Consider the following 16096-nt stretch of genomic DNA (forward strand, 5'->3'; position numbering starts at 1 on the left):
GGCCCGGTGTATTGCACAGGGCACTTGACAGGTGATGAGCGCCCTGATCGACATGGGGCATCATCGACTTCAAAACACGGAGACATCGGCCCATGCCTGGACCCACAACGAACCGCCCCCACGGCACCTGGACCGAGCCCGCCCGGGGTCTGCGTGGCCGCGGCCGGGCCCGAGGCCAGCACCTGACACGCGAGCAGTTGCGGCAGAACCTGCGCGAGCGCTACTGGCTCCGGTTGCACGTGGCCATGATCGCGCTGCTCACGCTGGGCGCACTGTGGCTGTGCTCGGCCATGCTGATGCGCGCCGGGGTGGAATCCCTGGCCCTGCGCTACGGCCTGGCCTGTCCGGTGGCCTATGGCGTGTACCTGTTGCTGCTGCGCTGGTGGGGCGGCGCCCTGGCCCGGCGCGACTCGCCGCTCGACGGGCTGGACGTGTCCAACCTGGACCTGCCCAGCAGCCCAGGGGGCTCGTCGTCCGGCGGCTTGCCCCGCGACTTGCCCTTCAGGAGCGGCGGCGGTGGTGATTTCGCCGGGGGCGGCGCCCAGGGCAGTTGGGATACCCCAGGCACCTCCGATGGGCTGGGTGCACTGAGCGATGGCGCCGGCTCGATGCTGGATGGGCTGGGCAACCTGGGCGATCTGGATGAAGGCGCGGTGGTCGTGGTGCCCCTGGCCGTGCTAGTGGCCATCGTGGCGCTGCTGGGGGCCTTGCTGGGCGCGGGCGTGTTCATGCTCTTCGGCGTGGAGGTGCTGCTGGCCGTGGCGGTGGAGCTGGGCCTGGCCTCCCTGGCCGGCTCCGTGGCCTACAAGGGCTACGCGGAGGATTGGCTGGGCAGCGCCCTGCGCCACACCTGGCGCGGCGGCCTGGCCGTGCTGGTGCTGTCCGTCGCCCTGGGAGCGGTGCTGGACCACTGGGTGCCCGAGGCACGCTCACTGCCGCACGCCGCCCGCCTGATCCGGGGCTGATGGAAGCTGATCGAGGGCACATATCCGTCGGAGTCGACGATGGCAATAGGGCTGGGGGCCAGGGCACATTTGTTGCGATGCCCTCCGGCATCTCCACCTCCACTTCCAGAGAGATAGCCATGTCCCCCGACACCATCCCCCTGGTCCAGCAATCCTGGACCCAGGTGGCCGCGATCGCCCCGCAGGCCGCCGCCCTGTTCTACCAGAACCTGTTCACCGCCGACCCATCGCTCAAGCCGCTGTTCAAGGGCAACATGGAAGCCCAGGGCGCCAAGCTGATGCAAATGATTGGCGCGGCGGTGGGCAAGCTCGATGACCTGGGCACCTTGGCGCCCATCCTGCAAGGCCTGGGCAAGCGCCATGCAGGCTACGGTGTGCAGGACGCCCACTACGACACCGTGGGCGGCGCCCTGCTGCAGACCCTGGACCAGGGCCTGGGCGCCGGGTTCACGCCAGCGGTGAAAGCCGCCTGGAGCGAGGTCTACGGCGTGATGGCGCAGGTGATGAAGGATGCGGCCAAGGCGCCTTGATGAGCTGGCGTCGCCCTCAATCGGCATCAGCGTCAGTGCCTGACACGGCACGGGGCGTACGCCAGTACCCGCCGGCCAGTTCACGCCAGCAACGGCCCGCCTGCGCCGCCGGCCCCATGTCCGTGCGCCAGATCCAGGCACCACAGGTGGTGGAACGCACCACCGTGATCTCCTGCGCCTGGTAGCGCGCCATCACATCCGCATGCGGATGGCCGTAGCGGTTGCGCGCGCCTGACTGGACCACGGCCACACGCGGCGCCACCGCCTCGATGAAATCCGGCGTTGACGAGGTATGGCTGCCGTGGTGCGGCACCATCAGCACCTCGCTGGCCAGACGTGCGCCCCAGGCCTGCACCAGGCTGGCCTCGCCCTGCGCCTCGACATCGCCGGTGAGCAAAACGCTGCGGCCACCGCCCTCACCCGCCGAAGCCGACACCCTGAGCACACAGGACATGGCGTTGTCGGAGCGCTTGCCCCGCGCCCATTGCGCCCAGTCGGCCTTGGAGGGGTGCAATACCTCGAACAGCACGCCATCCCAGCGCCACTGCTGCCCGGCCTCGCAGCGCTGGTGCAGCGGCAGACGGCCATCGCGGTCTGGCACAGACAGCAGTTCGTGCCTATCTCCCAGTGAACTGAGCAGCGCGCCCACGGGCACAGCCCGCACCACCGATTCTGCGCCGCCCACATGGTCGATGTCCCCATGGCTGATCAGCAGCGTGTCCAGGCGCCGGATGCCCTGGCCCCGCAGCAAGCCCACGAGCACGCGCCGCCCCGCATCGCTGGTAGGAGATGTGCGTGGCCCCGTGTCGTACAGCAGCGCATGCCGCGCCGTGCGCACCAGCACCGCCGTGCCCTGGCCGATGTCCACCGCGAGGATCTGGGCGTGCCCCACGGGCGGCCCTGGCAGCGGCATGCTGAGGCTGGTAGGCCACAGCAATAAGAGCATGCCGGGCACCGCCAGCAGTTTCCAGCGCAGAGGCACAGGCGCCAGCATCCAGGCGCCCGCCAGCAAGCCCAGCATGCTGGCCCATGACGACACCATGGCACCGGACACCGCCGCCCAGCGCCACGATGCCAGCCAGCCCAGGGCGACCATAAGGTGCTGAACCAAGGGCGTCAACCCATCCCAGAAGCCAGACCAGGCCAGCCCCAGCAGCGCCAGCGGCGTGATCACAAAGCTGAACAGCGGGATGCAGGCCAGGTTGGCCAGCAGCCCCACCAGCGACACTTGTTGAAAAAACACCAATGACAGTGGCGCCAGCCCCACCCAGGCGACCCATTGCGTGCGCAGGCCTTCGCGCAGCGCACGCCCTGCCCGTTGCCGCCAGGGCAGATCGGGCGTCGAAACGGTCTGCTGGCCCGACAGCATCAGCAAACCCACCGCCGCAAACGACAGCCAGAATCCCGCCTGGTTCAAGGCCCAGGGATCGAGCAGCGTCACCACCACCGCGGCCAGCAAGAGCACCAGCGGCCAGGGCCAACGCCGGGCGCCCAGCCGCAAGGCCGCCACCACGGCCATCATCACCACCGTGCGCTGCGCCGGAATGCCCCACCCGGCCAGCACGGCATAGGCCCATGCCCCCGCCACCGCGGCAACGCGCGCGGCCACGGGCGCCGGCAGAGCACGCATCAAACCTGGCGAGCGCCGCCACACGCGCCCGACGACGAAAGACACCAGCAGGCCCATCATCAACACGTGCATGCCCGATATAGCGGCCAAATGTGCGGTTCCGGTGTCACGCAGGGCATCCCAATCCTGCGGCTCGATGGCCGACTGCTCACCGATGGTCAGCCCAGCGATCAAGCCTGCTACCTGCGGGTCGGTCACGTGAGCCTCGATCCTGTCGCGCAGAGCCAGGCGCATGCGGTCGATCAGGCCGGGTGCGCCCGGGCTGATCGACCGCACCAACAGGGGCGCCGGCACCTGCCGTGTCACCACCCGGCCCTGCGCACGCAGCCCGCGCTCGAACATCCAGCGCTCGGCATCGAATCCGCCAGGGTTGAGCAGGCCATCGGGGGCTTGCAGTTGAACCGTCCAGCGCCAGACCTGGCCGGGCACGATGGCGGGGCCGGTGCCCGGATCACCATCCCGCAGGGAGGTGCCTGGCCTGCTTGGGCGCTGGCCACTGGTCCAGGAAAGGCTGATCCGCTGCGGGCACCGGGCCTTGGCTGGCACACCCGGCAGCCGCCAGACTTGCCCGGCCTGCCATGTCCCCTGCACCGCCACTTGCCCTGGCGCTGACGGCAGGTCCACCGTCAGCACCTCGACCTCGAACCGCTGCCCCCAGGCCTGCTTTTGCGGCAGCGAATCGACGCGGCCTGTGAGCACCACGGACCGCTGCGCCCACGTGCCTGGCCACATCTGCGCCAGGCGCTGGGCCGCGCGCCACTCCGCTTGCCCCCAGCCCAGGCTGGCCATGCACAGGCAAGCCAGCACAGCGCTGCGCCACCCATGCCGCCAGCGAGGCACCATCCAGGCACCCATGCCGGCCAGCATCACGCAGGCCATGGGCAACACCACGGCCCAGCGGCCATCGCCCACTGAGCCTTGCTGCAACTGCACGGCCACGCCCAGCAGCCATGCGAGCAAGGCCGCCCCCCATTGGACCTGCATGGCCCATCCCCGGTGTTTGTGTGAATAGCGGGAACCTTAGCACCCAGCCTGTGTCACACAACCCCTCTGATGGGGGCCCGGCTCATGCCACCAGGGCCTGCTCTGCCGTACCGCCCCAACGCAAAGGCAAAACGCCGCGCGCCAGGCAACCATGCGTGATGCGCACACGCAGCAAGCGCTGGGCGCCTTCGAACAAGGCCGCGGCCTGTGGATCCAGGTCCAGCCGCCCCTGCCCGGCCAGCCACAGCACATCCCCGCCGACCACATCGATGAACAGCAGCCCCACGCCCGGCCGTACCAGGATGTTGCCCAGCGTGTTGAACATGAATTTGCCGACATAGTCCGGCACGGTCAGCTCGGTGCCATCGGCCGTGTCCTGCAGGTGGATGAACCCGGGATCGCCCCCCGGTGGGAGACGTCACCCCATCGCTGCGAGCCTGGTCAGCCTGGCCCGCGCCAGACGATGCCGACGCGATAAAGAATGTGTCGGCCACGCTCACCAGCTCACGGGCTCGGCCCTGCAGCCACGGCCCCAGCGCCGACACCAATGCATCACCGTGCGCCTGCCCCCACTCGGCCCGGCGTGGCCGGATGTACTTGGGGCAGTTGCCGAAGCTCTGTCGCACCTCGACCTCGAACGCACCACTGTCTGCGCGCTAGCGTGCCGTTCATCCGGTTGCGCCGCCGGGTGTGCGGCTCAATGCCCAGCCGGCGACGGTCCGGCGACTGCATGAAGCCCGAAGGCCCCGCCCACACCGTGGCCCAGGGCTGGCCCGTGCCGTCGAGCCCCCCGGCGATCACAAAGGGCAGTTGCGCGAAGAAGCTGCGGTGCTGATCCGGCATGTGGCCGCGGATGAAGGCACGCCCGCGAGAAGCCAGGGCCTCGCGCACGCCGGCCAGCGACTGCAGGTGCTCTTCGCCCTCATGGAAGGGGTTGTCGGTGTCCATGATCAGGCCCCCACCGTCAGGCGGCTTCGGGCACGGGCGAGCGCACCATGCCGACAAAACCGGGCAGTGCCTCGATCTCGGCCAGCCAACGGCACACCTGAGCATAGGTTTGCAGGGACACGCCGCCCTCTGGCGCGTGGGCGGTGTAGGTGTACAGCGCGATGTCGGCCAACGTGGGTACATCACCCGGCACCAGGAAGCGCTGCCGGGCCAGCACGCCGTCCATCACCTTGAGCAGGTTGGCCGACAGCTCGAAGGCACGCTCATCCCGCGGGCGCTTGAACAGCACCGCTATACGCGCATTGCCCGGGCCGAAGGCCAGCGGCCCGGCCGCCACGCTCAGCCAGCGCTGCACCAGCGCGGCCTTCACCGGATCGCGGGGCAGCCACTGGCCGGCATCGTCGTAACGCAGAGCCAGATAGGTCAGGATGGCATTGCTGTCGGCCAGGGTCACATCGCCATCCTGGATCACGGGCAAACATGAATACCCGCCATTTGCAAGAACTCATTGCAAGCAACGCAACAATGCCTGCATGGACCGCCTCGAATCGATGCGCATCTTTCTGGCTGTGGCAGAAGCCCGCAGCTTTGCCGGCGCTGCCCGGCAGTTGCGGCTGTCCGCGCCGGCCGTCACCCGCGCCGTGGCCGCGCTTGAAGCCCACCTGGGGGCCCGGCTGCTGCACCGCTCGACCCGGCTGGTGCGGCTGACCGAGGTGGGCGAGCGCTACCAGGTCGATTGCCGCAGGCTGCTGGCAGAACTGGATGAGGCCGAGGCCATTGCCAGCGGCGCCCACGTGATGCCGCAAAGCCACCTCACGGTGACAGCGCCCGTGCTGTTCGGCCGCATGCACATTGCCCCGCTGCTGCTCGACTTCCTGCAGGCCCACCCGCAGCTCACCGCACGGGCCTTCTTTGCCGACCGGCTGGTGAACCTGCTGGACGAAGACATGGACGTGGCCGTGCGCATCGCCCACCTGGCCGATTCATCACTGACCGCGGTGCGCGTGGGTGAAGTGCGCCGCGTGATCGTGGCCTCGCCCGATTACCTACAGCGCCATGGCGAGGTGGGCATCATGGCGGCCAAGGCGGGGCACGGCCTGGCGCGAGCCTTGTCCTACCAGGTGGCAGACGACGTGGCCACCGGCCGATTGCGCGCGGTGCTGGCCCCCCATCGAGCCGCCGCCCATTCCTGTGCAGCTCGTCTACCCCGAGGGGCGCCTGGCCGCGGCCAAGGTCCGCGCCTTCGTGGCCTTCGCGGTGACGCATCTGCGGGCTCACCCAGCACTCAATCCGCCACCCGGCTGAATCGTGCCAACCGCCCCACACCATGGCCCCGCACCGCGCGGGTCATGGGGCGCTGGGTATGATCCCGCAGCCATGCCAGCGCATCGGTGTCACCACACCGTGACTGGCCTGCATCGACCCAGCACAACAATGGCCCCAGGGCCGCCCCCCGCACCGCGGGAGGAGGAGCACAGATGTCGTCAGATTCGCCCTACACGGCCGGCACCACGGCCGCCGCCCACGCTCCGTCGGCCGATGCCGCCGACATCGCGCGCGGGCGCCGCAAGGGCCCACCGCTCCCCCCCGGGCCGATGGCCACCTTCATCATCAAGGTGGTGGCCATTTTCCTGATCGCCTTCTTCTCCTACCAGTCGCTACAAAGCCGCGACGAAGCACGGGCACGGGTCAGCCGGACGCTGGAAGTGATCGAGCAGCTGCAGTCCCTGCTCTCGACCATGAAGGACGCGGAAACGAGCCAGCGGGGTTTCCTGCTCACGGGCCAGGAGTCCTATCTCTCCCCCTACGGCAATGCCAAGGCCGAGCACCCCGGCAAGCTCAAGCGCCTGGGTGAACTCGTCGCCGACAACCCCTTGCAGCAGCAGCGGCTGAACACCTTGCAGCAGTTGATGAAGCAGAAGTTCGAGGAGCTGGACCAGACCATCGCGTTGCGCCGGCAAGGGCAGACGGGCGAGGCCATGGCCATCGTCCTGTCGGACCGCGGCAAGCTGGTGATGGACAACATCCGGGAGTTGCTGTCCAACATGCAGGCCGAGGAGCGCAACCTGGTCGCCTTGAGGGAAGACAGCTGGCGCGCCGCCGCCGACATTTCCGTGGCCGTCACCTTCGCCGGCTCGGGCCTGCTGCTGATGCTGGTACTGGTGTCGGCCTCGATGACCTCCCGCGACTACCGTGCCCGCGAGACGGAAGCCTGGATCAAGGCCGGCCAGATGGGCCTGAACACCCGCCTGGAAGGCGAGCAGCGTCTGGAGGTGCTGGGTGACCGGGTGCTGGACTTCCTGGCCACCTATCTCGATGCCCAGGTGGGCGCCGTCTACATCGCCGAGGGCGACAACTTCCGCCGCTTCGCCAGCCACGCCCTGGTGCCTGAGCAACGCGACGAAGTGCTGCGGGCGGGCGACGGCCTGCTGGGCCAGGCCGCAGCGCAAGACCGCCCGGTGCACGTGCGCCACGTCCCCGAGGGCTACCTGCCAGTGGGCTCCAGCACGGGTCGCGCTCAGCCCGCCGAGCTCCTGATCGCCCCGGCCAGTGTTGACGGCATGGTTTACGCCATGGTCGAACTGGGCTTCTTCCACCCCGTCACGCCCGCCGACCGCGAACTGGTCGACCGCGTCTCCGAATCCCTGGCGGTGGCCGTGCGGGCTTCGCGCGACCGCACCCGACTGGAAGACCTGCTGCAGGAGACCCAGCGCCAATCCGAAGAACTGCAGGCCCAGCAGGAAGAGCTTCGCGTCAACAACGAAGAGCTGGAAGAGCAGAGCCGCGTGCTCAAGGAATCCCAGGCCCAGCTCGAAGCCCAGCAGGCCGAGCTGGAGCAGACCAACGCCCAACTCTCGGAGCAGACCACCCAGCTGGAGAACCAGCGCGACGAGCTTGAGCAGTCGCAAGCCTCGCTCAACGAACGGGCCGCCGAGCTGGAACGCGCCAACCAGTACAAGAGCGAGTTCCTGGCCAACATGAGCCACGAACTGCGCACGCCGCTGAACTCCGCGCTGATCCTGGCCAAGCTGCTGGCCGACAACAAGGGCGGCAACCTCACGACCGAGCAGGTCAAGTTCGCGCAGACCATCTCGTCGGCCGGCAACGATCTGCTCACCCTGATCAACGATATCCTGGACCTGTCCAAGATCGAAGCCGGCCAGGTCGAGATCGTGACCGAGTCCGTCTCCGTGGTGCGCACGGTCGACAGCCTGGCCAGCACGCTGCGCCCCATCGCGGAGGAAAAGGGCCTGGCTTTCATCACCGAGGTGCAACCAGGCACGCCCGAGCGCCTGGAAACAGACGCCCAGCGCCTTGGCCAGATCCTCAAGAATCTGCTGTCCAACGCGCTCAAGTTCACCGACCGCGGCCAGGTGTCGCTGACGGTGCGGGGCGATGCGGAAGGCCATGTGGTCTTTGCCGTGCAGGACACCGGCATCGGCATCGCCCCGCAGCAGCAGGGCATCATCTTCGAAGCCTTCCGCCAGGCCGATGGCAGCACGCACCGCAAATATGGCGGCACCGGGCTGGGCCTGTCCATCTCGCGCGATCTGGCCCGACTGCTGGGTGGCGACATCACCGTGCAGAGCACCCCGGGCCAGGGCAGCGTGTTCACCTTGACGCTGCCGGCCAAGGGCGGCACCTCGCAGCCACTGCCCCAAGCCCTGCCCTTTGCGCCACGCACTGTGGAGCCTGCGGCCGAGCCCCTGGCCACCCGCTCAGCCCCGTCCGGTGTCATTCAGACCCCTCTGGTGACGGCCCCGACACCAACCGCACCACCGCGCCCGACCACGGGCCTGGTCGAGGACGACCGCGACACCCTGCAGCCTGACACCCGCCACATCCTGGTGATCGAAGACGACCTGCGCTTCGCCGCCATCCTGCGCGACCTGGTGCACGAGATGCACTTCCAGTGCGTGGTCACCAACAGTGCCGGCGAAGGCCTGCATGCCGCGCAGACGCTGCGCCCCAGCGCCATCCTGCTGGACATCAACCTGCCCGACCACTCGGGCCTGGGCGTGCTCGACCAACTCAAGCGCAACCCGCTCACGCGCCACATCCCCGTGCATGTCTGCTCCGTGGCCGACTATGCGCAGGAAGCACTGGAGCTGGGCGCCATCGGCTATGCGCTCAAGCCTGTCAAGCGCGAGCAGATCATCGACGCGCTCGAACGCCTGGAGGCCAAGTTCTCGCAGAGCCTCAAGCACGTGCTGGTGGTCGAGGACGACCCGCGCCAGCTCGACAGCATCCAGCAGCTGCTGGGCTCGCAGGATGTGAGCATCACCGGCGTGGCAACCGCCGCCGAGGCCCTGGCCAAACTGCAGGCCACCACCTTCGACTGCATGGTGATGGACCTGAGCCTGCCCGACCTGAGCGGCTACGAGCTGATCGAGAAGATGGCCGAGCAGGAGGCCGTGTCCTTCCCGCCGGTGATCGTCTACACCGGCCGCAACCTCACGCGCGACGAAGAGCAGGGCCTGCGCCGCTTCTCGCGGTCCATCATCATCAAGGACGTGCGCTCGCCCGAACGCCTGCTCGACGAGGTCACCCTCTTCCTGCACCAGGTGGAGTCGAGCCTGCCGCCCGAGCGCCAGCGCATGCTGCGCGAGGTACGCGACCGCGAGGTGGCGCTCGATGGCCGCCGCGTGCTGGTGGTCGAGGACGACGTGCGCAACATCTTCGCGCTCTCCAGCGTGCTCGAGCCCAAGGGCATCACCGTGCAGATCGCTCGCAATGGCCGCGAGGCGCTCGATGCGCTGGCCCGCGCCGGCGAGCCCGGCAGCAACGCACGCATCGATCTGGTGCTGATGGACATCATGATGCCGGAGATGGATGGCCTGACCGCCATGCGCGAGATCCGCAAGCGCAGCGAGTGGAAGAAGCTGCCCATCATCGCGCTCACGGCCAAGGCCATGAAGAACGACCAGGACGACTGCCTGGCCGCCGGTGCCAACGACTACATCGCCAAACCACTCGACGTGGAAAAGCTGCTGTCGCTGGTGCGCGTGTGGATGCCCAAGTGAGGCCAGAAGCGAGGACGGCCCATCCATGAGCGCCCTGCCCCATGCCAAGGAGACCGACATCGAGTTCCAGCTCCTGCTCGATGCGATCTACCTCAAGTACCACTACGACTTCCGCGCCTACGCGGGCTCGTCGTTGCGCCGGCGCCTGCGCACGGCCATGGAACGCTTCGGCTGCGCCACCCTGTCGCAGCTGCAGGACAAGGTGCTGCACGACCCGGCCACCTTCCCTGCCCTGTTGGATTACCTCACGGTGCAGGTCAGCGAGATGTTCCGCGACCCGAGCTACTTCCGGGCCTTGCGCGAGACGGTGGTGCCCATGCTGCGCACCTACCCGTCGCTCAAGCTCTGGGTGGCCGGCTGCAGCGCGGGCGAAGAGGTCTACTCCCTGGCCATCCTGCTGCATGAGGAAGGCCTGCTCGAGCGCAGCCTGATCTACGCCACCGACATCAATGCCCACGCGCTGCAGAAGGCCGAGGCCGGTGTCTACGAGATCGACCGCATCGCCGGCTTCACCGACAACCACCAGAAATCGGGCGGGCGCGGCTCGCTGTCCAAGTACTACACGGCCGCCTATGGCCGCGCCGTGTTCGACAAGGCCCTCAAGAAGCACATGGTCTTCTCCGACCACAGCCTGGCCACCGACAGCGTGTTCGCCGAGATGAACCTGGTCTCCTGCCGCAACGTGCTGATCTACTTCAACCGCGAACTGCAGGACCGCGCCCTGGGCCTGTTCCACGATTCGCTGTGCCGCAAGGGCTTCCTGGGCCTGGGCTCCAAGGAGGCGCTGCGCTTTTCCACCTACGCCGACCACTTCGACGAGGTGGTGCGCGAAGACCGGATCTTCCAGAAGAAGGACATGCGATGAGCACGCCCACGGCCGGCCGCGCCAAGATCGATCCGCGCCGCATCGGTGCGATCGTGATCGGCGCGTCGGCCGGCGGGGTCGATGCCTTGTCGGCGCTGCTGCCCGCGCTGCAGGCCCAGACCACGGTGCCCGTGCTGATCGTGCTGCACCTGCCCCGCGAGAAGCCCAGCCTGCTGGCCGACATCTTCGCGCCCAAGTGCGCCCTGCCCGTGCACGAGGCCCACGACAAGGAGCCGGTCGCGCCCGGCACCATCTACTTCGCGCCACCTGACTACCACCTGCTGGTCGACCAGGGCCCCCGCCATGTGCCGCACCTGGCCCTGTCCGTGGACGAGCCGGTGAACTTCTCGCGCCCGGCCATCGACGTGCTGTTCGAATCGGCTGCCGAGGTCTATGGCGAATGCCTGCTGGGCATCGTGCTGACCGGCGGCAACCACGATGGCGCCGCCGGGCTGGCCGCAGTGGACCAGGCCGGCGGACAGACCATCGTGCAGACGCCCGAGGACGCCCAGCTGTCCTACATGCCGGAGGCCGCGCTGGAGCGCCTCACGCCCACAGCGGTGATGTCGCTGGCGCAGATCGCCACCCTGCTCAGGTCGCTGTAGCCCCTGGCAAGCTGGAACCCCCTCGAACGAAACCATACAACACCACTCATTCAAGGGAAGGGCAAGGGGTTTACCTATCTGGTCCCGCGCGTCATGTCGGTTCAATCGACATCACACAAATATGGGATAGCCATGCACACACCCAAACCCCTCCTCCGCCGCCTCCTCGCCACCGGTGCCCTTGCATGGGGCTGCACCCTGGCCCCGAGCGCCCGGGCCATTCCGCCCGAACTCTTCGTCGCCGAAACGCTGCAGCCCATCACCATGTATGCGGGCTTCATCGCGCCGGTCACCAGCAAGGAATTCCTGACCACGCTGGGCTTCGTCTTCAACAACGTGCCCTTCTTCAACACCTACTACGGTTTGATGGAGGACTGGCTGCCCCGCGCCCGCAAGTGGTCCATCACCCCGCCGGGCCCGATCAACCCAGCCTTCCGCGTGCCGCCCGAGCACGACGACATCTACGTGCCCAATGGCTACACGCAGATCTTCGCCTTCGGCGACAGCATGTCCGACACGGGCAACCTGTTCAAGATGACCGAGGAGATGACGCAATCGGGCATGCCGATGGCGCCCAGCTACAAGGGCCGCTTCAGCAACGGCGTGGTGGCACTGGAAGTGATGGCCAACCAGTTGCGCCTGCCGATGACCAACTACAGCTTCTCCGGCGCGCAGACGGGGCACGGCAACCTGCTGCCCTTCTGGTCGTGGCAGAAGGGCACGCTGTTCCAGATCGAAGAGTTCCACAAGACGCTGGCCCGCCAGGGCATCAGCCGCAATGATCCGGATGCGCTGTACTTTGTGTGGGCCGGCCCCAACGATTTCTTCGAGGGGCTGAACATGTACTCCACCTACACCGCCAAGAACGCCGCCGACAACCTGTTCAAGGGCATCAATGCGCTGTACCAGCGGGGTTCGCGTCACTTCCTGGTGCCCCTCATGCCGGACTTCAGCCTCACACCCCAATCGGCCGAGTTCAACAGGCAGGACAAGAGCTACACCCCCGCCACGCTGAGGCGCGCCAACGAGTTCAAGGCCGAGATGCTCAAGATGCTGGCCAAGTCCCGCCTGCAAATGCCCGACATCGACCTCAAGACTTTCGACACGCTCACCTTCCTGCGGGTGGAGACGGCCAATGCCCAGGCGCGCGGCGTGAACGTGACGGAAGCCTGCTACAACGGCAAGCTGGTGGGCAAGGAGGTCGTCAAGACGGTGTGTGATGACCCGGACAACTACCTGTACTGGGACAAGAACCACCCCACCGATGCGGCCAGCCGCGTACTGGGGCTGGAGTTCACCAAGGCGGCCACGGCGCCCTGAGGCCGTCTCGGCCACGAGGAGATGGCGGCCTAGGCCCTGCTCAGGCCTGCGCCGCCATCTCGGAGAACACGTCGTAGGGCACGGGCTTGCCGTACAGGTAGCCCTGCACCAGTTGGCATCCCAGGCCAACCAGGTGCTCGGCCTGCTCGCGCGTTTCCACGCCTTCGGCCACCAGGTTCATCTCCAGGCTATGGCCCAGCGAGACGATGGCCTTGACCAGCTCGGCGCTGCTGCGGTCACCGGGCAGATCCTTGATGAAGGAGCGGTCGATCTTGAGCGTGTCCACCGGGAAGCGCGTCAGGTAGCTCAGCGCGGAGTAGCCCGTGCCGAAGTCATCGAGCGCGATGCTGACGCCCTGCGCCGCGATGTCCTGCAGCACGGACAGGATCTCGTCACGGCCATCGAGCAGCAAGCTCTCGGTGATCTCCAGCTCCAGCCACTCCGGCCGGCAGCCCGTGCTGCGCAGTGCCTCGTACACCGTCGTGGAGAACGGCACGCTGGTGAACTGCCGGGCCGACAGGTTCACCGCGATCTTCAAGGGCGATGTGCTGCGCCCGGCGTTCCATGCCGCTGCGGCCGCACAGGCGCTGCGCAGGGCCCACGCACCCATGGGCACGATCAGGCCGGTGTCCTCCGCCATGGAGATGAAACTCAGCGGCTGCACCATGCCCCGTACCGGATGGTGCCAACGCATCAGGGCCTCGGCCCCCACCAGCGCCCCCGTGAGCAGATCGAACTTGGGCTGATAGTGCAGCGCCAGCTCATCGCCTTCGATGGCCTTGCGCAATTCGCTCTCCAGCGTCAGGCGCTCGGCGGCCTGGCGTGTGAGCTCCTTCGAGTAGAAGCGGAAGTTGTTGCGCCCTTGTGATTTGGCGTGGTACAGGGCCGCATCGGCATGCTGCATCAACTGCACGGCATCCTGTGCATCGGCCGGGTAGAAGGCGCCGCCCACGCTGGCCGTGACGAACACCTCCTGCCCACCGATCTGAAAGGGCTGCGCAAAAGCGCCCAGCACCTTCTGCGCGATCGAGCCCATGTCGGTGGCATGGCGCACCTCGGGCAACAGCACCGCGAACTCGTCACCACCCAGGCGGGCCACGGTGTCGTACTCGCGCATAACCTGCTGCAGGCGTTGCGCGGCCTGCTGCAGCAAGGCATCGCCCGCGGTGTGCCCCAGCGAATCGTTGATGTCCTTGAAGCGGTCCAGGTCCAGCATCAAGAGGCCCAGTTGCTGGCCGTGCCATGAGGCATCTGTCAGCGCGTGGTTCAGCCGGTCGACGAACAGGGCGCGATTGGGCAGCCCCGTCACCGTGTCGAAGAAAGACAGCGAGTGCAGCTGGCGCCGGTAGGACTTGAGTTCGCTGATGTCCTGCAGCGTGGCCAGCAAGCGGCGGGGCTTGCCATCGGGCGCGTAGTCGATCTTGACGAGGGAGTGGAACTCGCGCACGTTGCCGTCGTCATCGCTCTTGCGCACCTCGTAGCGCAGCGAGGTCTGTCCCTTGGCGAAAGCCTCCATGTAGAGCTTTTCCACCCACTCGCGCTGATCTTCGGGCAGCAGGCCCAGCAGGCCACGCTCGTCGGCGCGCCAGGATGGCGGCAGCCCCCACATGGCCACGGCCTGGTCGGAGAGCATCGCGCGGCGCTGCTCGAAATCCCACTCCCAGTAGCCGAACTGGGCAATGCGCTGCGCCTCTTCCAAGCGGGCCTCGCTGTCCGACAGGGCCTGCACCATCGCATCGTGGCTGGTGACGTCCTGGATGGCGACCACGCAGCACACCACGGTGCCATAGGCATCACGCTCGAACAAGGCATTGCCGCCCATGCGGCGGCGGCCCTCCGGCAGACAGACACTGAACTCTGCCACCGTATGGCGCTGGCCGGTCTCGGCCATCTGCTGCCAGTAGGTCTGCAAGCCGGGGCGCTCCCGGGGGTCGAGCAGGTTCAGCAGTTCACTGAACGGCACCAACTCAGGCAGCGCCAGCAGCGTCTGGGCCAGGGCGCTGAGCCGCACCTTGTCGTGGCCTTGCCGCCAGGTCAGCACGCCGATCTGGTTGAGGTTCTCGACCGCTTCGAGTTGCAGGGCCGTGAGCGACGCATCGCCATGGTCCGTGCATGAACAGGCTTGCGCCCCTTGATGATGCTGATCGTGGTACTGCACTGGCATGCGTCAGCCTCTCACCGGGCCGAATGCAGGGCGCATTCGCTCATGACATGCCGATGGACACCGGCCGCAGGGCCGATGGATGACGGATGCCGCGCCGTGCTCATCCGTGACAAATTCCGCGCAACCTTCAAGGCTGTCTGGGTACATGGGTCTGTCTGTCTCCGACATGGGGGCACCCGACGCAGGTCCCCCACCCCCTTATCGACATGTGGCGGCACACGCTGTACCAGGGGAAACCCAAGCTCCGGGCGGGGCCGGCAGGCGCGGTGTAGGATCGGCCATCGCCAGCCTTATCGCCAGCCGTATTGCCGCTCCGCGCAACAGCCCGGCCTTGCACACCATCTTGCCTGCGCCCCGCCGCACTCACACCATGTCCATCGCCCAACGCCTGACCGACCTCGGCATCACCCTGCCCCCCGTGGCCACGCCCGCCGCCGCCTACCTGCCCTTCATGCGCACGGGCAACCTGGTGTTCCTCTCCGGGCACATCGCCAAGAAGGACGGCAAGGTCTGGGTGGGCCAATTGGGCAAGGACATCGCCACCGCCGAGGGCCAGCAGGCCGCCCGTGCCGTGGCCATCGACCTGCTGGGCACGCTCAACGCGGCCGTGGGTGGCCTGGATAAGGTGGTGCGCATCGTCAAGGTCATGAGCCTGGTCAACAGCACGCCCGACTACACCGAGCAGCACCTGGTCACCAACGGCTGCTCCGAACTGCTGGCCGAGGTCTTCGGCGATGCCGGCCGCCACGCGCGCAGCGCCTTCGGCGTGGCCCAGATCCCGCTGGGCTCATGCGTCGAGATCGAACTGATCGCCGAAGTACGCGACTGAGGCCCGCCATGACAGCGCAGTCCCCTTCCCGCAAGGTGCTGGCCCTGCTGGGCCTGGTGTGTGCCGCCGCCGTGGGTGGCGCGCTGGTGTCGCAACACCAGTTCGGCATGGAGCCCTGCCCCTGGTGCATCCTGCAACGCCTGCTGTTCATCGTGATCGCCGTGGTGTGCCTGGTGGCCGCCGCCCTGCCCTCGGCACCGGTGCGCCGCGCCCTGGCCGTGCTGGCCGTGCC

13 protein-coding genes and 1 pseudogene are annotated in these 16096 nt (G+C 67.7%); 9 read left to right on the top strand and 5 right to left on the bottom strand.

Annotated features, from left to right (window positions below):
* Positions 1-92: 92 nt before the first annotated feature.
* Positions 93-965 (top strand): hypothetical protein, encoded by an 873-nt coding sequence (locus tag WAQ08_RS04585; RefSeq protein ID WP_422189452.1) that lies wholly within the window; start codon positions 93-95, stop codon positions 963-965.
* Between the two features lie 119 nt (positions 966-1084).
* Positions 1085-1495, top strand: coding sequence for a globin family protein (locus WAQ08_RS04590; RefSeq protein ID WP_422189453.1), 411 nt, complete (start codon positions 1085-1087; stop codon positions 1493-1495).
* Between the two features lie 16 nt (positions 1496-1511).
* Here WAQ08_RS04590 and WAQ08_RS04595 read toward each other — a convergent pair whose 3' ends face one another.
* The 4 genes from WAQ08_RS04595 to WAQ08_RS04610 all read right to left on the bottom strand — a co-directional run bounded on the left by WAQ08_RS04595 (position 1512) and on the right by WAQ08_RS04610 (position 5529).
* Positions 1512-4109: a DNA internalization-related competence protein ComEC/Rec2 gene (locus WAQ08_RS04595; protein ID WP_422189454.1), complete on the bottom strand. Its 2598-nt coding sequence runs from the start codon at positions 4107-4109 to the stop codon at positions 1512-1514.
* An 82-nt stretch (positions 4110-4191) separates the two neighbouring features.
* Positions 4192-4458: a hypothetical protein gene (locus tag WAQ08_RS04600; RefSeq protein ID WP_422189455.1), complete on the bottom strand. Its 267-nt coding sequence runs from the start codon at positions 4456-4458 to the stop codon at positions 4192-4194.
* A gap of 203 nt (positions 4459-4661) precedes the next feature.
* Positions 4662-5057 (bottom strand): hypothetical protein, encoded by a 396-nt coding sequence (locus WAQ08_RS04605; RefSeq protein ID WP_422189456.1) that lies wholly within the window; start codon positions 5055-5057, stop codon positions 4662-4664.
* 16 nt (positions 5058-5073) lie between these two features.
* Positions 5074-5529, bottom strand: a complete 456-nt coding sequence (locus tag WAQ08_RS04610) for a glutathione binding-like protein (protein WP_422189467.1) — start codon at positions 5527-5529, stop codon at positions 5074-5076.
* A 61-nt stretch (positions 5530-5590) separates the two neighbouring features.
* On the opposite strand from WAQ08_RS04610, the pseudogene WAQ08_RS04615 reads away from it, so the two are divergent.
* From WAQ08_RS04615 to WAQ08_RS04635, 5 genes and pseudogenes are all read left to right on the top strand, one after another.
* Positions 5591-6362 (top strand): annotated as a pseudogene (locus tag WAQ08_RS04615) (LysR substrate-binding domain-containing protein).
* 290 nt (positions 6363-6652) lie between these two features.
* Positions 6653-10081 (top strand): response regulator, encoded by a 3429-nt coding sequence (locus WAQ08_RS04620; protein ID WP_422189468.1) that lies wholly within the window; start codon positions 6653-6655, stop codon positions 10079-10081.
* A gap of 25 nt (positions 10082-10106) precedes the next feature.
* Positions 10107-10946 (top strand): CheR family methyltransferase, encoded by an 840-nt coding sequence (locus WAQ08_RS04625; RefSeq protein WP_422189457.1) that lies wholly within the window; start codon positions 10107-10109, stop codon positions 10944-10946.
* Positions 10943-11551, top strand: coding sequence for a chemotaxis protein CheB (locus WAQ08_RS04630; RefSeq protein WP_422189458.1), 609 nt, complete (start codon positions 10943-10945; stop codon positions 11549-11551). The genes WAQ08_RS04625 and WAQ08_RS04630 overlap by 4 nt, the downstream gene beginning before the upstream one ends.
* A gap of 132 nt (positions 11552-11683) precedes the next feature.
* Complete coding sequence (locus WAQ08_RS04635) at positions 11684-12871, top strand: SGNH/GDSL hydrolase family protein (protein ID WP_422189459.1); 1188 nt, start codon at positions 11684-11686, stop codon at positions 12869-12871.
* Positions 12872-12911: 40 nt separating this feature from the next.
* Here the strand turns inward: WAQ08_RS04635 and WAQ08_RS04640 are convergent, their stop codons facing one another.
* Positions 12912-15035, bottom strand: a complete 2124-nt coding sequence (locus WAQ08_RS04640) for a putative bifunctional diguanylate cyclase/phosphodiesterase (protein ID WP_422189460.1) — start codon at positions 15033-15035, stop codon at positions 12912-12914.
* A gap of 370 nt (positions 15036-15405) precedes the next feature.
* Here WAQ08_RS04640 and WAQ08_RS04645 point away from each other — a divergent pair, with 370 nt between their 5' ends.
* Both WAQ08_RS04645 and WAQ08_RS04650 read left to right on the top strand, forming a co-directional pair.
* Entirely contained in the window at positions 15406-15864 is a 459-nt protein-coding gene (locus WAQ08_RS04645; protein WP_422189461.1) for a RidA family protein, read from the top strand.
* A gap of 8 nt (positions 15865-15872) precedes the next feature.
* The coding region (locus WAQ08_RS04650) for a disulfide bond formation protein B (protein ID WP_422189462.1) at positions 15873-16096 on the top strand (224 nt) is incomplete at its 3' end.

This window comes from Aquabacterium sp. (assembly GCF_049274795.1).
Classification (GTDB): domain Bacteria; phylum Pseudomonadota; class Gammaproteobacteria; order Burkholderiales; family Burkholderiaceae_C; genus Aquabacterium.

Excerpts from the sequence above, each read along its gene's own strand:
- WAQ08_RS04585 (WP_422189452.1), top strand. The coding sequence starts at position 93 with ATGCCTGGACCCACAACGAACCGCCCCCACGGCACCTGGACCGAGCCC.
- WAQ08_RS04590 (WP_422189453.1), top strand. The coding sequence starts at position 1,085 with ATGTCCCCCGACACCATCCCCCTGGTCCAGCAATCCTGGACCCAGGTG.
- WAQ08_RS04595 (WP_422189454.1), bottom strand. The coding sequence starts at position 4,109 with ATGCAGGTCCAATGGGGGGCGGCCTTGCTCGCATGGCTGCTGGGCGTG.
- WAQ08_RS04605 (WP_422189456.1), bottom strand. The coding sequence starts at position 5,057 with ATGGACACCGACAACCCCTTCCATGAGGGCGAAGAGCACCTGCAGTCG.
- WAQ08_RS04620 (WP_422189468.1), top strand. The coding sequence starts at position 6,653 with ATGGCCACCTTCATCATCAAGGTGGTGGCCATTTTCCTGATCGCCTTC.
- WAQ08_RS04625 (WP_422189457.1), top strand. The coding sequence starts at position 10,107 with ATGAGCGCCCTGCCCCATGCCAAGGAGACCGACATCGAGTTCCAGCTC.
- WAQ08_RS04630 (WP_422189458.1), top strand. The coding sequence starts at position 10,943 with ATGAGCACGCCCACGGCCGGCCGCGCCAAGATCGATCCGCGCCGCATC.
- WAQ08_RS04635 (WP_422189459.1), top strand. The coding sequence starts at position 11,684 with ATGCACACACCCAAACCCCTCCTCCGCCGCCTCCTCGCCACCGGTGCC.
- WAQ08_RS04640 (WP_422189460.1), bottom strand. The coding sequence starts at position 15,035 with ATGCCAGTGCAGTACCACGATCAGCATCATCAAGGGGCGCAAGCCTGT.
- WAQ08_RS04645 (WP_422189461.1), top strand. The coding sequence starts at position 15,406 with ATGTCCATCGCCCAACGCCTGACCGACCTCGGCATCACCCTGCCCCCC.